We start from the raw sequence: 14781 nt of genomic DNA on the forward strand, positions 1-14781 counted from the left end.
TCCCGCAAGCCGGGTTTCTTCATTCCCAAGTTCAATCCCATGACACCGAATTCCAAACTTTCGCTCGGTCTGGTTCTGACTGCATCGGCTGGTTTCGTCGATGCGATTGCTTTCCTGCAACTGGGCGGCTTCTTCGCATCCTTCATGAGCGGCAACACCACGCAGCTTGGCGTCGCACTCGCGGGACAGCCCGGCGTGCAGGGCACTGTGCTGGTCTGGTTTCCCGCGATCCTGATCGTGCTGTTCTTTTCCGGCGCCTTCTTCGGCACGCTTGCGGTGCGTTCATACGGTCGTGCGGGCAGTCTTTATGTGATGGCAAGCGTGGTGGCGATCCTGCTGCTGGTCGGCGTGCTGCGGCGCGAGGGTGCATTGCTGGTCCAGCCGGTGCTGCTGCTTGCCGCAGCCATGGGCGCGCAGAATGCTGCGGTGCAGCCCATCGGAGCTGCGCGTCTCGGCGTGACCTATGTGACCGGTACGCTTTTCAACGCTGCCGCCGATCTTGCCTGTTCGCTGCGCGGTGAAACGCCGAAATGGCGCTGGCTGCAGCATGTGGCGGTCTGGCTGTCCCTGATGCTGGGTGCTGTCGGCGGCGGTCTCGGCCATTATTTCATCGGTCTCGACGCCTTGTTCGTTCCGGCTGCGATGATTGTCGGCGTCATGGTCGCCTATATGCGGCTCAAATGATTTAGCATGATCTGATCCGAAAACCGGCTTCCACTTTTCGGGATCATGCTTAACTGAACAGCGATTTCTCGCTTTCCACCAGTTCGGAAATCAGTGCCGATATGGCGGTGACGCGCCGCAATGTGCGGGCAGATTCATGATAGGCGAGCCAGTAGGCGCGCCGGATTACCCGATCCGGCAGAATGGGCACGAGATCAGGATCGGCGCGGGCGATGAAGGCGTGCAATATGCCGATGCCTGCACCGGCGCGCACGGCCTCAACCTGTCCAAGCGCGCTCGACACTTCGAAGGCCGGTTTCCAGTCGCGGCTGATTTCCGGCGCATAGGCCAGCGACGGGTTGATGACGAGATCCTCCACATAGCCGATGAGCCGGTGCCGGGCGAGATCATCGGTGTTTTCCGGCGTGCCGTTCGCCTCTAGATAGCTGCGATGCGCATAGAGACCGAGCGTATAATCGACGAGCCTGCGCGCGATCAGCCTGCCTTGTTCCGGACGTTCGACCGTAATCGCGATATCGGCTTCACGGCGCGACAGTGAGAACGAGCGCGGCACCGGCACGAGCTGGATGGTCAGGTCCGGATATTTCTGTGTCAGCCGCGCCAACCGGGGCGCCAGAAAGTTGACCCCGAACCCGTCCGGCGCGCCGATACGCACTGTGCCCGACACGGCAATATCCGCATTGCCGACATGCGAGCGGGCGGAAAGCATTTCGGCTTCCATGCGTTCGGCGGCGAGCAGAAACTCCTCGCCCGCCTGTGTCAGCGTCGAACCGTTGGTGCGGCGTGTCAGAAGCGTGGTGGACAGCGCCGTTTCAAGCGCAGTGAGCCGTCGGGCAACCGTGGTGTGGTTGAGGCCGAGCCTTTTGGCCGCACCCAGAATCTGGCCAGAGCGCGCAACAGCGAGGAATATGCGAATATCGTCCCAGTTCATGATGCTCTCTGCATAAGGATGTATTCTGATTACTATAAAATTTGCACAACGGATACGCTTTTCATCGCCTTGCAATCATGAATTTGCAGAGTCAAGATGATGTCAACGATGGGAGCTTTGCAGGCTCCTCAAAGCGATCATCAGGGAGGTTCTTCGATGCGCAATATCGGACATTTCATCGGCGGCAAGCATGTGGCAGGCAAGAGTGGCCGCACGGCAGACGTCTTCCAGCCGCTCGACGGCTCGGTGCAGGGCAAGGTAGCGCTCGCCACCAAGGAAGAAGTGCGCGCGGCTGTCGAAAACGCCAAGGCTGCACAGCCAGCCTGGGCTGCGACCAACCCGCAGCGTCGCGTTCGCATCCTGCGCAAGTTCGTCGAACTGGTCGAAGCCGAATATGACAGCCTGGCCGAATTGCTGGCCCGCGAACATGGCAAGACCATTGCCGACGCCAAGGGCGACATCCAGCGCGGCCTCGAAGTGGTGGAAGTCTGCCTCGGTGCGGCGCACATGCTCAAGGGCGAGTTCACCGACAATGCCGGTACGGGCATCGACACTTACTCCATGCGCCAGCCGCTCGGCGTTGTTGCTGGCATCACGCCATTCAACTTTCCGGCCATGATCCCGCTCTGGAAGGCCGGTCCGGCGATTGCTTGCGGAAATGCCTTCATCCTGAAACCATCCGAACGTGATCCGGGCGTACCGATGCGCCTTGCCGAACTGTTCATGGAAGCCGGTCTTCCGGCAGGCATTTTCAACGTCGTCAACGGCGACAAGGAATCGGTCGATGCGCTGCTCGACGATCCGGACGTCCAGGCCATCGGCTTTGTCGGCTCCACGCCGATTGCCCAGTACATCTATGGCCGCGGCTGCTCGAACGGCAAGCGCGTGCAGTGCTTCGGCGGTGCGAAGAACCATCTCCTCATCATGCCGGATGCCGACATGGATCAGACCGTCGATGCGCTGATCGGCGCTGGCTACGGTTCGGCTGGCGAACGTTGCATGGCGATCTCGGTTGCCGTTCCGGTCGGTGAAGACACCGCCAACCGTCTGATGGAAAAGCTCATTCCCCGTGTTGAATCGTTGAAGATCGGCACCTCCACCGACAATTCCGCCGATTACGGCCCGCTGGTCACCAAGGCTGCGCTCGACCGCGTGCGCGGTTATGTGGACCTTGGTGTTGAAGAAGGCGCGAAGCTGGTCGTCGATGGCCGTAACTTCAAGATGCAGGGCTATGAAGATGGCTTCTACATGGGTGGTTGCCTGTTCGACAACGTGACCAAAGACATGCGCATCTACAAGGAAGAAATCTTCGGTCCGGTTCTCTCGGTCGTGCGCGCCAAGAACTACGAGGAAGCGCTGGCTCTGCCGAACGATCATGAATATGGCAACGGCGTTGCGATCTTCACCCGTGACGGTGATGCTGCCCGCGATTTCGCCAGCCGCGTGCAGGTCGGCATGGTCGGTATCAATGTGCCGATCCCGGTTCCGATCGCCTATTACACCTTCGGTGGCTGGAAGGCTTCTGGCTTCGGCGATCTCAACCAGCATGGCCCGGATGCATTCCGCTTCTACACCAAGACCAAGACCGTCACCTCGCGTTGGCCGTCGGGCGTCAAGGATGGTGCGGAATTCGTCATCCCAACGATGAAGTAATAGGCAGCCTTACTGTCCCCCAAGCGAAACCCCGCCCTTGTGGCGGGGTTTTTATTTTACGGATGCGGCAGCGGAAAGCCGTGCCGCTCCGCAAGGACGGCCAGTATCTTGTGCGGGTCGCCGATCAGCGAACGCCCTTCGTGCCTCCCGGTCTCGAACGGGAACCGGTCGCCATCCTTCAGTACCAGCAAGGGCAGGTTTTGGTTGTCTTCGCCTGCCAGCTCTATGACGGCCCTGCGCGGGCGCTGCCAGTCCACGCGCTCTATATCCAGCCGGTCTCCCAGTGCCGGAAAGGACGCCAGAACACCCTCGATGAGGGCACAATGCCAGCAATAGAAAAGCTGGCCGGGATAAGCCGGATCTTCAAACCCCGGTTTCAAGAGAAAAAGTCTGTCCTGATTCATGTCGTTTGTCCCAAGGCGCAAGGCCGCTGCAAAGAGGGTGATGCACAGCGCAAATTCGCTAGCTTTGGAACAGCTTTCCAAGCCAAGCGTTCACAACGGATGTATAGCTTGATTTTGATTGCAAAAGCTCAACTTTTCCGATCATCGCCCTAAACTAATAATATGTAGCTCGAAGCCCGATCATTACTGTCAGGAGTTCCGTTCATGAGCGAAAAGATCAATCGCCGTATCGTGCTGGCATCGCGCCCGGAAGGTCGGCCAACCGCAGAAAACTTCCGGCTGGAGGAAGCGGCGATCCCGAGCCCCGGTGACGGTGAGGTTCTCCTGAGACTGCATTATCTGTCGCTCGATCCTTATATGCGTGGGCGTATGAGCGCGGCCAAATCCTATGCCGCGCCGGTGGCAATTGGCGATGTGATGGAGGGTGGCACGGTAGGCGAAGTCGTTGAAAGCAAGAGCGCAGGCTTTGCTCCGGGTGATTTCGTGCTTTCCCATTCCGGCTGGCAGGATTATGCGGTTGCCGATGCCTCGACCTTGCGCAAGCTCCACCCGAAGGAAGCACCTGTAACGACGGCGCTTGGCGTTCTTGGCATGCCGGGCTTTACCGCCTATTCTGGCCTGCTTACCATCGGCCAGCCGAAACCGGGCGAGACCGTCGCGGTTGCGGCCGCAACCGGTCCGGTCGGTTCTGCCGTCGGGCAGATTGCCCGGATGAAGGGCGCACGCGCTGTCGGCATTGCGGGCGGAGCGGATAAATGCAAGGCGTTGATCGATGAATTCGGTTTCGATGTGGCTATCGATCACCACAGCAAGAATTTCGCACAGGAGCTGGCTGAGGCCTGCCCGAAGGGCATCGACGTTTATTTCGAAAATGTCGGCGGCAAGGTCTTCGACGCGGTGTTTCCGCTGCTGAACCAGTTTGCGCGGGTTCCGGTCTGTGGTCTGATTGCGCAGTACAATCAGAGCGGCCCGTTCGATGGACCTGACCGGCTGCCGCTGGTGATGCGGGATATTCTGTCGAAAAGCCTGACCATTCGCGGTTTTATCCAGCGTGATTTTGCCGATCAGAGGCCAGCCTTTTACCATGACATGGTGAAGTGGATTGCCGACGGTCAGGTGCGTTATCGCGAAGACATTGTCGATGGATTGGAAAATGCGCCGAAAGCTTTCATTTCCCTGCTGGAAGGCGGTAATTTCGGAAAGCTGATCGTGAAGCTCGCATGAGACTGCAATATTCTGCTTGCAGAACTGCGACTTGAGCGTGATGCTGTGCCTGTTTCTTCTGTTGGAAACTAGTGTGGTTTACGGATTTGAAGTTCCTGGACGATGATGCCATGCAAATGACAGGAACTTCAAATCCACCGCACTAGGTCATTACAAGGGGCAGGCAGAGCATGGGCGAGCGCCAGCAGGCGGGCATAGGGGAAGGCGGCGGGCCAGGACGCGAGCGTCAGGAAGAGGCCCGGCGTATTCTCGACAGACTCGAACGCGAGCAGACCGGTGCCGAAGGCATCGTGCGGCGCGGATTTTCCCGCACTGCGCATCATCTGGCTGCCACTGACGCCCCCGAAAATGATCCTATCGAGCTTTGGGCCACGCGGATCGGGCGCGGGCTCGGCTTCCTCATCACGCTGGCGATTATCGTCTGGCTCATTCTCTATCTCATGCAAAGCTAGGTACTCAATGACGCTTTCTGCGCCTTCGGATGCGACAACCGTTATTGTCATCTCAAGCCATGTCGTGCGCGGTTCAGTTGGCAATAGAGCCGCCGTTTTCGCGTTGGAAACGCTGGGTTTTCCCGTATGGGCCGTGCCGACGGTGGTGCTGCCCTGGCATCCGGGTCATGGGGTTCCAGGCGCTCCGGCTGGACGCATCGTGCCACCGGCGGAAGAGTTTTCGCGCCTGATGCAGGATCTTCAGCGTGCACCGTGGCTTGGCGAAGTGGGCGCTGTTCTGACCGGCTATCTCGGTCATCCCGAGCAGGCGGCAGTCGTTGCCGAACTGGTCAAAGCCGTGAAGGTGAAAAATCCGGGGGCGGTCTATCTGTGCGATCCGGTCATCGGCGATGAAAAGGGGCTTTATGTGCCCGAAGCAACCGCCATGGGCATTCGCGACAAGCTTCTGCCGCTTGCCGATATCGCAACACCCAATCGTTTCGAGCTTTCATGGCTGACCGGCGTTCCGCTGGAAGACAATTCCGCCTTGATGGAGGCCGCTTTGGAAGCCGGTCCGGCAACCATGCTGGTCACCTCGGCCTTTCCGCTGATGAGCGGCAGTATCGGCAATATTCTGCTCACGCCGACCATGGCGCTGATGGCCGAACATCGCCGTGTCGATGGCCCGACCAACGGTCTCGGTGATCTGACCTCTGCCGTGTTTCTGGCGCGTCGCCTGTCCGGCATGGCGGAGGAAAAGATGCTGCAGAGCACTACTGCGGCAGTGTTCGAAATCATGGCGCGTTCGGCAAAGCGCGGGGCGGACGAGCTGATGCTGGAGGCCGATGCGTCGAGCCTCGCCACGCCGATGGCCATGGTGCAGACGCGGCGGCTGATGCATCCGACCAAGGGGTTCCGCGCTTGACACATGTGGCTCCAGTGCTTGCTGGTGTTGACGGCTGCCCGCGCGGCTGGATCGCCGTGATCGGGGATGGCGGCGGTTTGCGAGTGGAAGTGTTCGGCTGTTTCTCCGCCCTGGTGGCGTCGCTTCCGGACAAAGCGATCATTGCCGTCGACATGCCGATCGGACTGCCGAAAAAGGGCGGTCGTTCTGCGGAGCGGGCCGCACGGGCTCATCTTGGCGAAAGGCAGTCGAGCGTCTTTTCCATTCCACCGCGTGCTGCTGTCTATGCCGAAGATTATCGCGAGAGCTGTTCTTTGTCGCTGGAACGCACCGACCCGCCACGCAAGGTTTCCCGGCAGGCTTTCGGGCTTTTCCCGAAGATCTGCGAGGTTGATGAATTGTTGCGCTCCGAGGTGGGGCTGGCGACCCGCATTATCGAATCGCATCCTGAACTGGCTTTTGCAGCGCTGAATGGCATGAAGGCCATGTCCCTGCCGAAGAAGATCAAAAGCCGGGTAAATCCTGAAGGTATGGCCGAGCGCCGGGCATTGTTGCAGCGCAGTGGATTGCCGGAGGATTTTTTGAAAAGTCCCGTTCCGCGGGGCGCCAAGGAGGATGACTTTCTCGATGCCTGCGCCATGTATCTCGTGGCTGGTCGTCATGCGCGTGGTGAAGCGCGTCCGCACCCCAACCACGTGGAGCGCGACGCTTTCGGTCTTCGCATGGTGATATGGGCTTGAGAAGCTTGCATGAAAGCGAAAGGGATCATGCGTCCAATTGGACGCAGTCCGTTCAGTGCATTTCGATTGATCTCGGTTTTCGATAGGGATATTGGAAAAATATGGTTGATCTTCCAGACTCACTTCTCGCCGGTTATCGAACCTTCATGCGCGAGCATTTTGCCCACGAAACTTCACGATATCGCCATTTGGCCGACAAGGGGCAATCACCGGAAACGCTGGTTATCGCTTGCTGTGACTCCCGTGCGGCTCCCGAAACCATCTTCAACACGGCGCCCGGCGAAATCTTCGTCCTGCGCAATGTTGCCAATCTCATTCCGCCTTACGAGCCCGATGGCGAATACCATGCTGCTTCGGCAGCACTGGAATTTGCGGTTCAGAGCCTAAAGGTGAAGAATATCGTCGTCATGGGCCATGGCCGTTGCGGCGGCATCAAGGCTGCGCTCGACACCGAAAGCGCACCGCTTTCGCCGGGTGACTTCATCGGCAAATGGATGAGCCTGATCGCGCCTGCAGCCGAAGCCATCAGTGGCAATCAGCTCATGACGCAGAGCGAGCGCCAGACCGCGCTGGAACGCATCTCGATCCGCTACTCCATCAACAATCTGCGCACATTCCCTTGCGTCGATATTCTGGAGAAGAAGGGCAAGCTCACTCTGCACGGCGCATGGTTCGATATCTCGACCGGCGAGCTGTGGGTGATGGATCACCAGACGGGTGATTTCAAACGGCCAGACCCGGCCTGATCCAGATTTAAAAAACGCTTCCTGAAACGGCTTCTCTCAGATCGAGAGGGGCCGTTTTGCCATATTTTGGCCAGCCAAAATTGACGTTTTTGTCTTCCAAACGCGAAAATTCGCATCAAAACATACAAAAATAGCCCCAAACTTTGGGGCTATTCTATGAAGCATGAGGCTTTTCTGCGGCAATTTCAGAGCGAAATTGCGATTTCAGCCTTCAGTTCTTACTTGCCGTCGATGGCCTTGCCCATGACGGCGATGGCGCGCTGGTAAACCTGTGCAGCATTCCAGCCCTGGATCGCGCCGTAGTTCGGTTCGCCCGGCTGATAGCCTGCACCGCGCTGCCAGCCATGGCCGACAAGGAAGTTCGCGGTCGAATAGAGAGCATCCGCCTTGGAGCGGGCCATGTCGATATGGCCGCTGCCGTCGCCGTCGACGCCGTATTTCAGGACGTTGACCGGCAGGAACTGCGTCTGGCCGATTTCACCATGCATGGCGCCAACCGCATTCGGATTGAGGTCCTGACGGTCGATCAGCTTGAGCGCTGCATAGAGCTGGTCGGTGAAATAATCGCTGCGGCGGCAGTCATAGGCGAGCGTCGCGACAGCCGACAGCGTATGCTGCTTGCCGAGATAGGCGCCGAAGCCTGTTTCCATGCCCCAGATCGCGAGCAGCGGGCCGGCTGGAACGCCATAACGCTTTTCGATCGCAGCGAAGAGAGCAGCGTTCTGCTGCTTCTGCGCGCGACCGCGCTTGATGATGGTATCAGCGCCGCGCTTCTGCATGAACTGTTCGAAGGAGAGCTTGAAGCTCTTCTGGTTGCGGTCGGCATTGATAGTGGCCTGCGCGTATTTGGTATTGCCAAGCGCACCGATCGCGGCCTTGCCAATGCCACGCGAAGCGGCTTCCTTCATCGTCTGCTGGAGCCAGGCATTATAACCGGCGGCATTATTGCCGCACTGGGCTGCCTCGGCAATGCCTGTTCCCGTCATCATGCCCACTGCAAGAACTGCTGCTGCCGTCCAAGACCGGCCCTTGGCAACCAATGCCATTCGTTTCTCCTTTGGAGTTGATTCGACCTCAACGCGAATTTGCCATTCCTTACACCAAATGTCATGCGGCAACGGCAAAGCGGGACGAGGCAGGTGCGAAATGCCGCGTCTCAAGCATTTTTGCACAAAAACAGCAAGCTTTTGTTGGTCGCAAAACCTTGATCGGAATTTTTCGCTTGGAAGCTGTGGCTTTCATACCTATTGCTTATGGTCTTACTGGTAAAACTTCTTTACCAGCGTTTCATAGTTGACTTTCAAAGTTCGTGACATTGACGGGGAGGACGCCACATGTCGAACGGATTTCTTGCATTATTTGCATTTCTGCCAATTCTCGTAGCCGGCGTGATGCTGGTCGGATTTCGTATTCAGGCCCGCATTGCGATGCCGGTGACCTATGTGCTGACTGTCGTGATCGCAATGGCGGTCTGGGGCATGAGCGGCAACCGGGTCATTGCCTCGACCATTCAGGGCCTGATCCAGACCGCAGGTCTGCTCTGGATCATTTTCGGTGCGATCCTGCTTCTCAATACACTCAAATATTCTGGCGGCATTTCTGCGATCCGCTCCGGCTTTGCCCAGATCAGCCCTGACCGCCGCATTCAGGTGTTCCTGATTGCCTGGCTGTTCGGCTCGTTCATCGAGGGCGCATCCGGTTTCGGCACGCCTGCTGCTGTCGTGGCGCCGCTGATGGTGGCCGTCGGTTTTCCGGCGCTTGCCGCCGTTACTTTCGGATTGATCATCCAGTCGACGCCCGTGTCGTTCGGTGCTGTCGGCACGCCGCTCATCGTCGGTGTCCAGTCAGGTCTCAATCGCGAGGCGCTGACGGCGCAATTGCAGGGCGCCGGATCAAGCTGGGAACAGTTCTTCCATATCATCACATCGGAAGTGGCTATACTGCACGCCATCTGCGGCACGTTCATGCCGCTGTTCCTCGTGGTCATCATGACCCGCTTCTTCGGGCGCAACCGCTCCTGGACGGAAGGTCTTGCCATTCTGCCCTTCGCGCTGTTTGCGGCCTTCTCGTTCACCATTCCTTATGTGCTGAGCGCGGTTTTCCTCGGTGCTGAATTCCCGTCCATGATCGGCGGTCTCGTCGGGCTTGCGCTGGCGACGTTTGCTGCACGAGCCGGTTTCCTGATGCCGAAGCAGAGCTGGGATTTCCCTCCCGCTTCGGAATGGCCTGCAGGCTGGGTCGGCACCGTCCAGATCAAGCTCGATGAACTGACCTCGAAGAAAATCCCGCTTGTTCTGGCATGGACCCCTTACATTCTGCTGGCGATCTTTCTGGTGGTCAGCCGTACGTTCCCGTCGGTTGGCAATGCGCTGAAGTCGATCACGTTCGTTGCCAAGGACATCATGGGCGAAACCGGTATAGGTGGTGATTTCACGCCGCTCTTCCTGCCGGGCGGTCTTCTGGTCATCGTCTGTGTGATCACCTTCTTCCTGCATCGGATGAACGGCGGACAGTTCGCCAAGGCTTTCGGTGAAAGCACAAAGACGCTGGTGGGCGCAGGCTTCGTGCTTCTGTTCACCGTGCCGATGGTGCGCGTCATGATCAATTCCGGCGTCAACGGCAAGGAACTCATCAGCATGCCGCTGATGGTTGCCGACTGGGTGGCGGTGGAAGTCGGGAATGTCTATCCGTTCTTCGCGCCGTCCGTGGGTGCGCTGGGTGCGTTCCTCGCCGGGTCCAACACAGTGTCGAACCTCATGCTCAGCCAGTTCCAGTATGGCGTGGCGGAAGGGCTTGGCATTTCCGGTGCGTTGATGGTCGCCGGTCAGTCAGTGGGCGCCGCCGCTGGCAACATGATCGCGATCCACAACGTGGTTGCAGCTTCCGCGACGGTCGGCTTGCTGGGACGTGAAGGCACGACCTTGCGCATGACCATCATTCCCACGATCTATTATGTGGTTCTGGCGGGAACGCTGCTGATGATCGGCCTTTATGTGCTGGGCATCGGCGATCCGCTTGCCGGTGTGGCCGCACAGTAAAACAAAATCGAAACCGGCCCTGTATTGGAGCGCATCCCGAAAAGTGTGAAACGGTTTTCGGAACAAGAAGCGCCCAAAACAAACTGGGCCGGTTTCAGTGAGTTTCAGGCCTTTTGCTTGACATTGCGGGCTGATCACCTTAAAGCCAGCTCCAATCTATCCGCGATCTTCAGAACGCGAGCCACCGACCGGGACCCATTTGGTATAAAGCGATCCCGGAGGTCCACATCCGACAGCGCGATGCGCCCTCGGGTGCTGTATCGCTTTGGTTGCTTCTTGAACTGGCAGATAAGCGGGACGATTTATCCCTGACGAAGCATAAGCCTCTTCTCGGATTAAAAGGAAATTCGATGTTTGAATCACTTCAGGAGCGTCTTGGCTCCATCCTGAACGGCCTTACCGGACGCGGCGCTCTTTCTGAAGCCGACGTGGCCGCGGCGTTGCGCGAAGTGCGTCGCGCGCTGATCGAGGCTGATGTTTCGCTGGAAGTGGTTCGCTCCTTCACCGACCGCGTTCGTGAGAAGGCCGTCGGCGCAGAGATTCTGAAAAGCATCAAGCCCGGCCAGATGGTCGTCAAGATCGTCCATGACGAGCTTATCGAGATGCTTGGCACCGAAGGTGTCGCAATTGACCTGAACGCGCCTGCACCTGTCGTCATCATGATGGTCGGTCTGCAGGGGTCGGGCAAGACGACCACCACCGGCAAGATCGCCAAGCGTTTGACGGAGCGCCAGCGCAAGAAGGTGTTGATGGCGTCGCTCGATACGCGCCGTCCTGCCGCACAGGAACAGCTTCGCCAGCTCGGTATTCAGACCAGTGTCGACACGCTGCCGATCATCGCCGGCCAGTCGCCGGTCGAAATCGCCAAGCGCGCCGTACAGGCTGCAAAGCTTGGCGCACACGATGTCGTCATTCTCGATACCGCAGGCCGCACGCATATTGACGAGCCGCTGATGGTGGAAATGGCGGATATCCGCAAGGCCGCCAATCCGCACGAAATCCTGCTCGTCGCCGACAGCCTGACCGGTCAGGATGCAGTCAATCTGGCGCGCAATTTCGACGAGCGCGTTGGCATTACGGGTATCGTTCTCACCCGTATGGATGGCGATGGCCGTGGCGGTGCAGCGCTTTCGATGCGTGCCATCACCGGCAAGCCGATCAAGCTGATCGCCACCGGCGAAAAGATGGATGCGCTTGAGGAATTCTATCCGAAGCGTATCGCCGACCGTATTCTCGGCATGGGCGACATTGTTTCGCTCGTGGAAAAAGCTGCCGAAAACATCGACGCGGAAAAAGCCGCGGCGATGGCCAAGAAGATGCAGTCGGGCAAGTTTGATCTCAATGATCTTGCCGATCAGCTGGGCCAGATGAAAAAGCTCGGCGGCATGGGCAGCATCATGGGCATGATGCCCGGCATGGGCGGAATGAAGGACAAGGCAGCAGCAGCTGGTCTCGACGACAAGGTGTTCGACCGCCAGCTCGCCATCATCGGCTCGATGACCAAGGCCGAGCGCGCCAATCCCGACCTTCTCAAGCACAGCCGCAAGCAGCGCATTGCCAAGGGTTCCGGCACGACTGCTGCCGACATCAACAAGCTTCTCAAGATGCACCGCCAGATGGCCGACATGATGAAAGTCATGGGCAAGGGCAAGGGCGGAATGATGAAGCAGATGATGGGCGGCCTTGCCAACAAGATGGGCCTTGGTGGTCTCGGTGGCGGTATGGGCGGCCTTGGTGGCATGCCTGATCTCTCGAAGATGGACCCCAAGCAGCTTGAAGCGCTTGCCAAGCAGGCGGAAGCAGCCGGTCTGACGAAAGGCGGCGGTTTGCCGGGCCTTCCGGGCGGTGGTCTTCCGGGCTTGGGTGGACCGAAACTTCCCGGTCTTGGTGGCGGCCTTCCAGGTCTGCCGAAGAAGAAGTGAGCATCATGAGCGACGAACAGAACACTGCACCGGCTGAACTTCTGGCACTGCGCGCCTCCATCGACAATATCGATGCTGCGCTGATCCACATGCTGGCCGAACGTTTTCGCTGTACCAAGGCTGTCGGTGTACTCAAGGCCGAACGCGGCCTCGCACCGGCTGATCCGGACCGCGAAAAACGTCAGGTGGAACGTCTGCGCGCTCTGGCAACCGACGCCCATCTCGATCCCGATTTCGCCGAAAAATTCCTGAACTTCATCGTGAAGGAAGTCATTCGGCATCATGAGCATGCCGCCGCAAACCACGGCGGAAAGTAAAGCGCATCCCGAAAAGTGTGAAACGGTTTTCGGGTAAGATGCGCGTCAAAACAACAACCGTAGCTACGGTTTAACCCGTTTTGCCCCGGCCATCCCTCGGGCGAAGCAATTGTCTAAAGGAAAGAAAAAATGTCTCTCAAGATTCGTCTGGCCCGCGCTGGCTCCAAGAAGCGTCCTTACTACCACATCGTTGTTGCCGACGTCCGCAGCCCGCGTGATGGCCGCTTCATCGAAACCGTTGGCGCATGGAACCCGATGCTGGCCAAGGACGCTGAACGCGTGAAGCTCGATGCCGACCGCATCCAGCATTGGATTGCACAGGGCGCACAGCCGACCGACCGCGTTCTGCGCTTCCTCGACCAGGCTGGTCTTGCAAAGCGTCCGACCCGCAGCAACCCGACCAAGGGTGAGCCGGGCAAGAAGGCTCAGGAACGTCTGGCCATGGCCAAGCAGGCTGAAGAAGAAGCTGCCGCAAAGGCCGCTGAAGCTGCCGCAGCCGCTGCTGCTCCGGCTGAAGAAGCTGCAAGCGAATAATCTTCGCGCAGCTTGCATTTTGAGAAAGCGGCGGAGCAATCCGCCGCTTTTCTTATGGGCTGGTCTTATGGGCTGGCTAAGATGTTGCCGGTCGAGCCTTACCTCAGGTCCAGCTCCCATGTCTGACCGGTGAGATCCGCGCCGAAGGAATGGTGCGGTGCTTCATCAATGAGCCGGAATCCGGCGCGTTCGTAAAGACGCCGTGCTGCCGTGAGAACACTGTTCGTCCATAGAGTGATGCGCTCATCGCCGACAGTGCGCGCGCGTTCGATACAGGCGTTCACGAGCTTTGCACCGACACCGGCCCCGCGCGCACCCGGTTCGACATAGAGCAGGCGCAATTTGCCAAGCTTTGGCTGGTCCCCCTTGACCAGAAACACCGATCCAACCACACGACCGTCGAGTTCAGCTACCCACGCCGCATCGTGGGTGGGATCGAAGGCTTCAGAGAAATCGGCAAGAATGCGGGCAACGAGTGCCTCATAGTCGCTGTTCCAGCCATACTCGTCCGTATAGAGCACTGCCTGCCGGTGAATGATCCACCCCAGATCACCGGCCCGCAGATTGCGCAGCTGCAAATCCTTGGGGTGCTCGTCATCAAATATGCGCTTGATCGTACCCGCTGCTGCCAGCAGATTTCTGCGCTGATCCGGCTGCAGTCCGTCGAGAAGTTCGCCAACAGCGTCGCAGGTGTTACGTTCCAGTGCGCCGAATGTCTTGCGACCGGCATCGGTCAGTTGGATGGGACGGCTGCGGCCTCCGTCGGGATGCTCTGACGTCTCGATCAACCCACGTTCGGTGAAGCGTTTCAGTGTTCTGCTCAACTGGCCCCGGTCGAGCCCGAGCGCTCGCATGATGTCTGCCGCCGCAGGTGCTGTGCGATGGGCGATCTCGTAGAGGATACGCGCCTCGGTCAGCGTGAACGGGCTCTTGTCCAGATGGGCGTTCAGCAGGCCGAGACGGCGCGTATAGACACGGTTGAACGCCCGTAATGCACTGATGTCGTCGAGATTGTCTACTTGCGTCATGTCTGCTTACGCCCCGGCGCGGCGTCTCCCTATGTTGACACTATCAATATCTATTGTGTTGACTAAGTCAACATATTCGTAAGGTGAAATCCATTCGGGAAAGACCTCGCTGCGGCGCCGTGCGCAGGCGGTTTTCTTTGACTGTTGTGCATGCGCTGCAATCAGGCTGGACGATGCGCGAAATTGCGTTATCTTGTTGATTTGACGGCTCGCATTTGCGTGAAC

The 14781-nt window shown here is 58.6% G+C and carries 16 protein-coding genes; 12 read left to right on the top strand and 4 right to left on the bottom strand.

From position 1 onward, the window contains the following. Window positions 1–39 precede the first annotated feature (39 nt). Window positions 40–684, top strand: coding sequence for a YoaK family protein (locus OANT_RS05520; protein WP_012091233.1), 645 nt, complete (start codon window positions 40–42; stop codon window positions 682–684). A 49-nt stretch (window positions 685–733) separates the two neighbouring features. Here OANT_RS05520 and OANT_RS05525 read toward each other — a convergent pair whose 3' ends face one another. Beyond that, on the bottom strand, window positions 734–1615 hold the full coding sequence (locus OANT_RS05525) for a LysR family transcriptional regulator (protein WP_010661504.1): 882 nt from the start codon (window positions 1613–1615) through the stop codon (window positions 734–736). A 156-nt stretch (window positions 1616–1771) separates the two neighbouring features. On the opposite strand from OANT_RS05525, the gene OANT_RS05530 reads away from it, so the two are divergent. After that, the gene (locus tag OANT_RS05530; RefSeq protein WP_010661503.1) at window positions 1772–3268 is read left to right on the top strand and encodes a CoA-acylating methylmalonate-semialdehyde dehydrogenase; all 1497 of its coding nucleotides are present in this window, start codon (window positions 1772–1774) and stop codon (window positions 3266–3268) included. 56 nt (window positions 3269–3324) lie between these two features. On the opposite strand, the gene OANT_RS05535 is transcribed toward OANT_RS05530, so the two are convergent. Next, on the bottom strand, window positions 3325–3672 hold the full coding sequence (locus OANT_RS05535) for a DUF3088 domain-containing protein (RefSeq protein ID WP_012091234.1): 348 nt from the start codon (window positions 3670–3672) through the stop codon (window positions 3325–3327). 204 nt (window positions 3673–3876) lie between these two features. Here OANT_RS05535 and curA point away from each other — a divergent pair, with 204 nt between their 5' ends. The 5 genes from curA (at window position 3877) to OANT_RS05560 (ending at window position 7717) form a co-directional block, all read left to right on the top strand. Further along, complete coding sequence (gene curA, locus OANT_RS05540; protein WP_012091235.1) at window positions 3877–4896, top strand: NADPH-dependent curcumin/dihydrocurcumin reductase; 1020 nt, start codon at window positions 3877–3879, stop codon at window positions 4894–4896. Between the two features lie 170 nt (window positions 4897–5066). Then, the gene (locus OANT_RS05545) at window positions 5067–5348 is read left to right on the top strand and encodes a hypothetical protein (protein ID WP_010661500.1); all 282 of its coding nucleotides are present in this window, start codon (window positions 5067–5069) and stop codon (window positions 5346–5348) included. A gap of 7 nt (window positions 5349–5355) precedes the next feature. Then, window positions 5356–6252 carry a pyridoxal kinase PdxY gene (gene pdxY / locus OANT_RS05550; RefSeq protein WP_012091236.1) on the top strand — a complete coding sequence of 299 codons (897 nt, stop codon included), beginning with the start codon at window positions 5356–5358 and terminating at the stop codon, window positions 6250–6252. Next, on the top strand, window positions 6249–6971 hold the full coding sequence (locus tag OANT_RS05555; RefSeq protein WP_012091237.1) for a DUF429 domain-containing protein: 723 nt from the start codon (window positions 6249–6251) through the stop codon (window positions 6969–6971). Before pdxY ends, OANT_RS05555 begins: the two co-directional genes overlap by 4 nt. A 101-nt stretch (window positions 6972–7072) precedes the next feature. Beyond that, window positions 7073–7717: a carbonic anhydrase gene (locus tag OANT_RS05560; RefSeq protein ID WP_012091238.1), complete on the top strand. Its 645-nt coding sequence runs from the start codon at window positions 7073–7075 to the stop codon at window positions 7715–7717. Window positions 7718–7935: 218 nt separating this feature from the next. On the opposite strand, the gene OANT_RS05565 is transcribed toward OANT_RS05560, so the two are convergent. Then, window positions 7936–8763, bottom strand: a complete 828-nt coding sequence (locus tag OANT_RS05565; protein WP_010661496.1) for a lytic murein transglycosylase — start codon at window positions 8761–8763, stop codon at window positions 7936–7938. Here OANT_RS05565 and OANT_RS26700 point away from each other — a divergent pair. The 5 genes from OANT_RS26700 to rpsP all read left to right on the top strand — a co-directional run bounded on the left by OANT_RS26700 (window position 8757) and on the right by rpsP (window position 13528). Further along, window positions 8757–9014, top strand: coding sequence for a hypothetical protein (locus OANT_RS26700; protein ID WP_158304320.1), 258 nt, complete (start codon window positions 8757–8759; stop codon window positions 9012–9014). The genes OANT_RS05565 and OANT_RS26700 overlap by 7 nt on opposite strands. 37 nt (window positions 9015–9051) lie before the next feature. Continuing rightward, a complete protein-coding gene (locus tag OANT_RS05570; RefSeq protein WP_010661495.1) occupies window positions 9052–10755 on the top strand; it encodes an L-lactate permease in 1704 nt (567 codons plus the stop codon). A 350-nt stretch (window positions 10756–11105) separates the two neighbouring features. Beyond that, a complete protein-coding gene (ffh, locus tag OANT_RS05575; protein WP_012091239.1) occupies window positions 11106–12677 on the top strand; it encodes a signal recognition particle protein in 1572 nt (523 codons plus the stop codon). 5 nt (window positions 12678–12682) lie between these two features. Continuing rightward, complete coding sequence (locus OANT_RS05580; RefSeq protein ID WP_012091240.1) at window positions 12683–12994, top strand: chorismate mutase; 312 nt, start codon at window positions 12683–12685, stop codon at window positions 12992–12994. Between the two features lie 129 nt (window positions 12995–13123). Next, a complete protein-coding gene (gene rpsP / locus OANT_RS05585; protein WP_010661492.1) occupies window positions 13124–13528 on the top strand; it encodes a 30S ribosomal protein S16 in 405 nt (134 codons plus the stop codon). A gap of 98 nt (window positions 13529–13626) precedes the next feature. Here rpsP and OANT_RS05590 read toward each other — a convergent pair whose 3' ends face one another. Further along, entirely contained in the window at window positions 13627–14556 is a 930-nt protein-coding gene (locus OANT_RS05590) for a bifunctional helix-turn-helix transcriptional regulator/GNAT family N-acetyltransferase (RefSeq protein WP_012091241.1), read from the bottom strand. Window positions 14557–14781 lie beyond the last annotated feature (225 nt).

It is taken from the genome of Brucella anthropi ATCC 49188 (genome assembly GCF_000017405.1).
Taxonomy (GTDB): domain Bacteria; phylum Pseudomonadota; class Alphaproteobacteria; order Rhizobiales; family Rhizobiaceae; genus Brucella; species Brucella anthropi.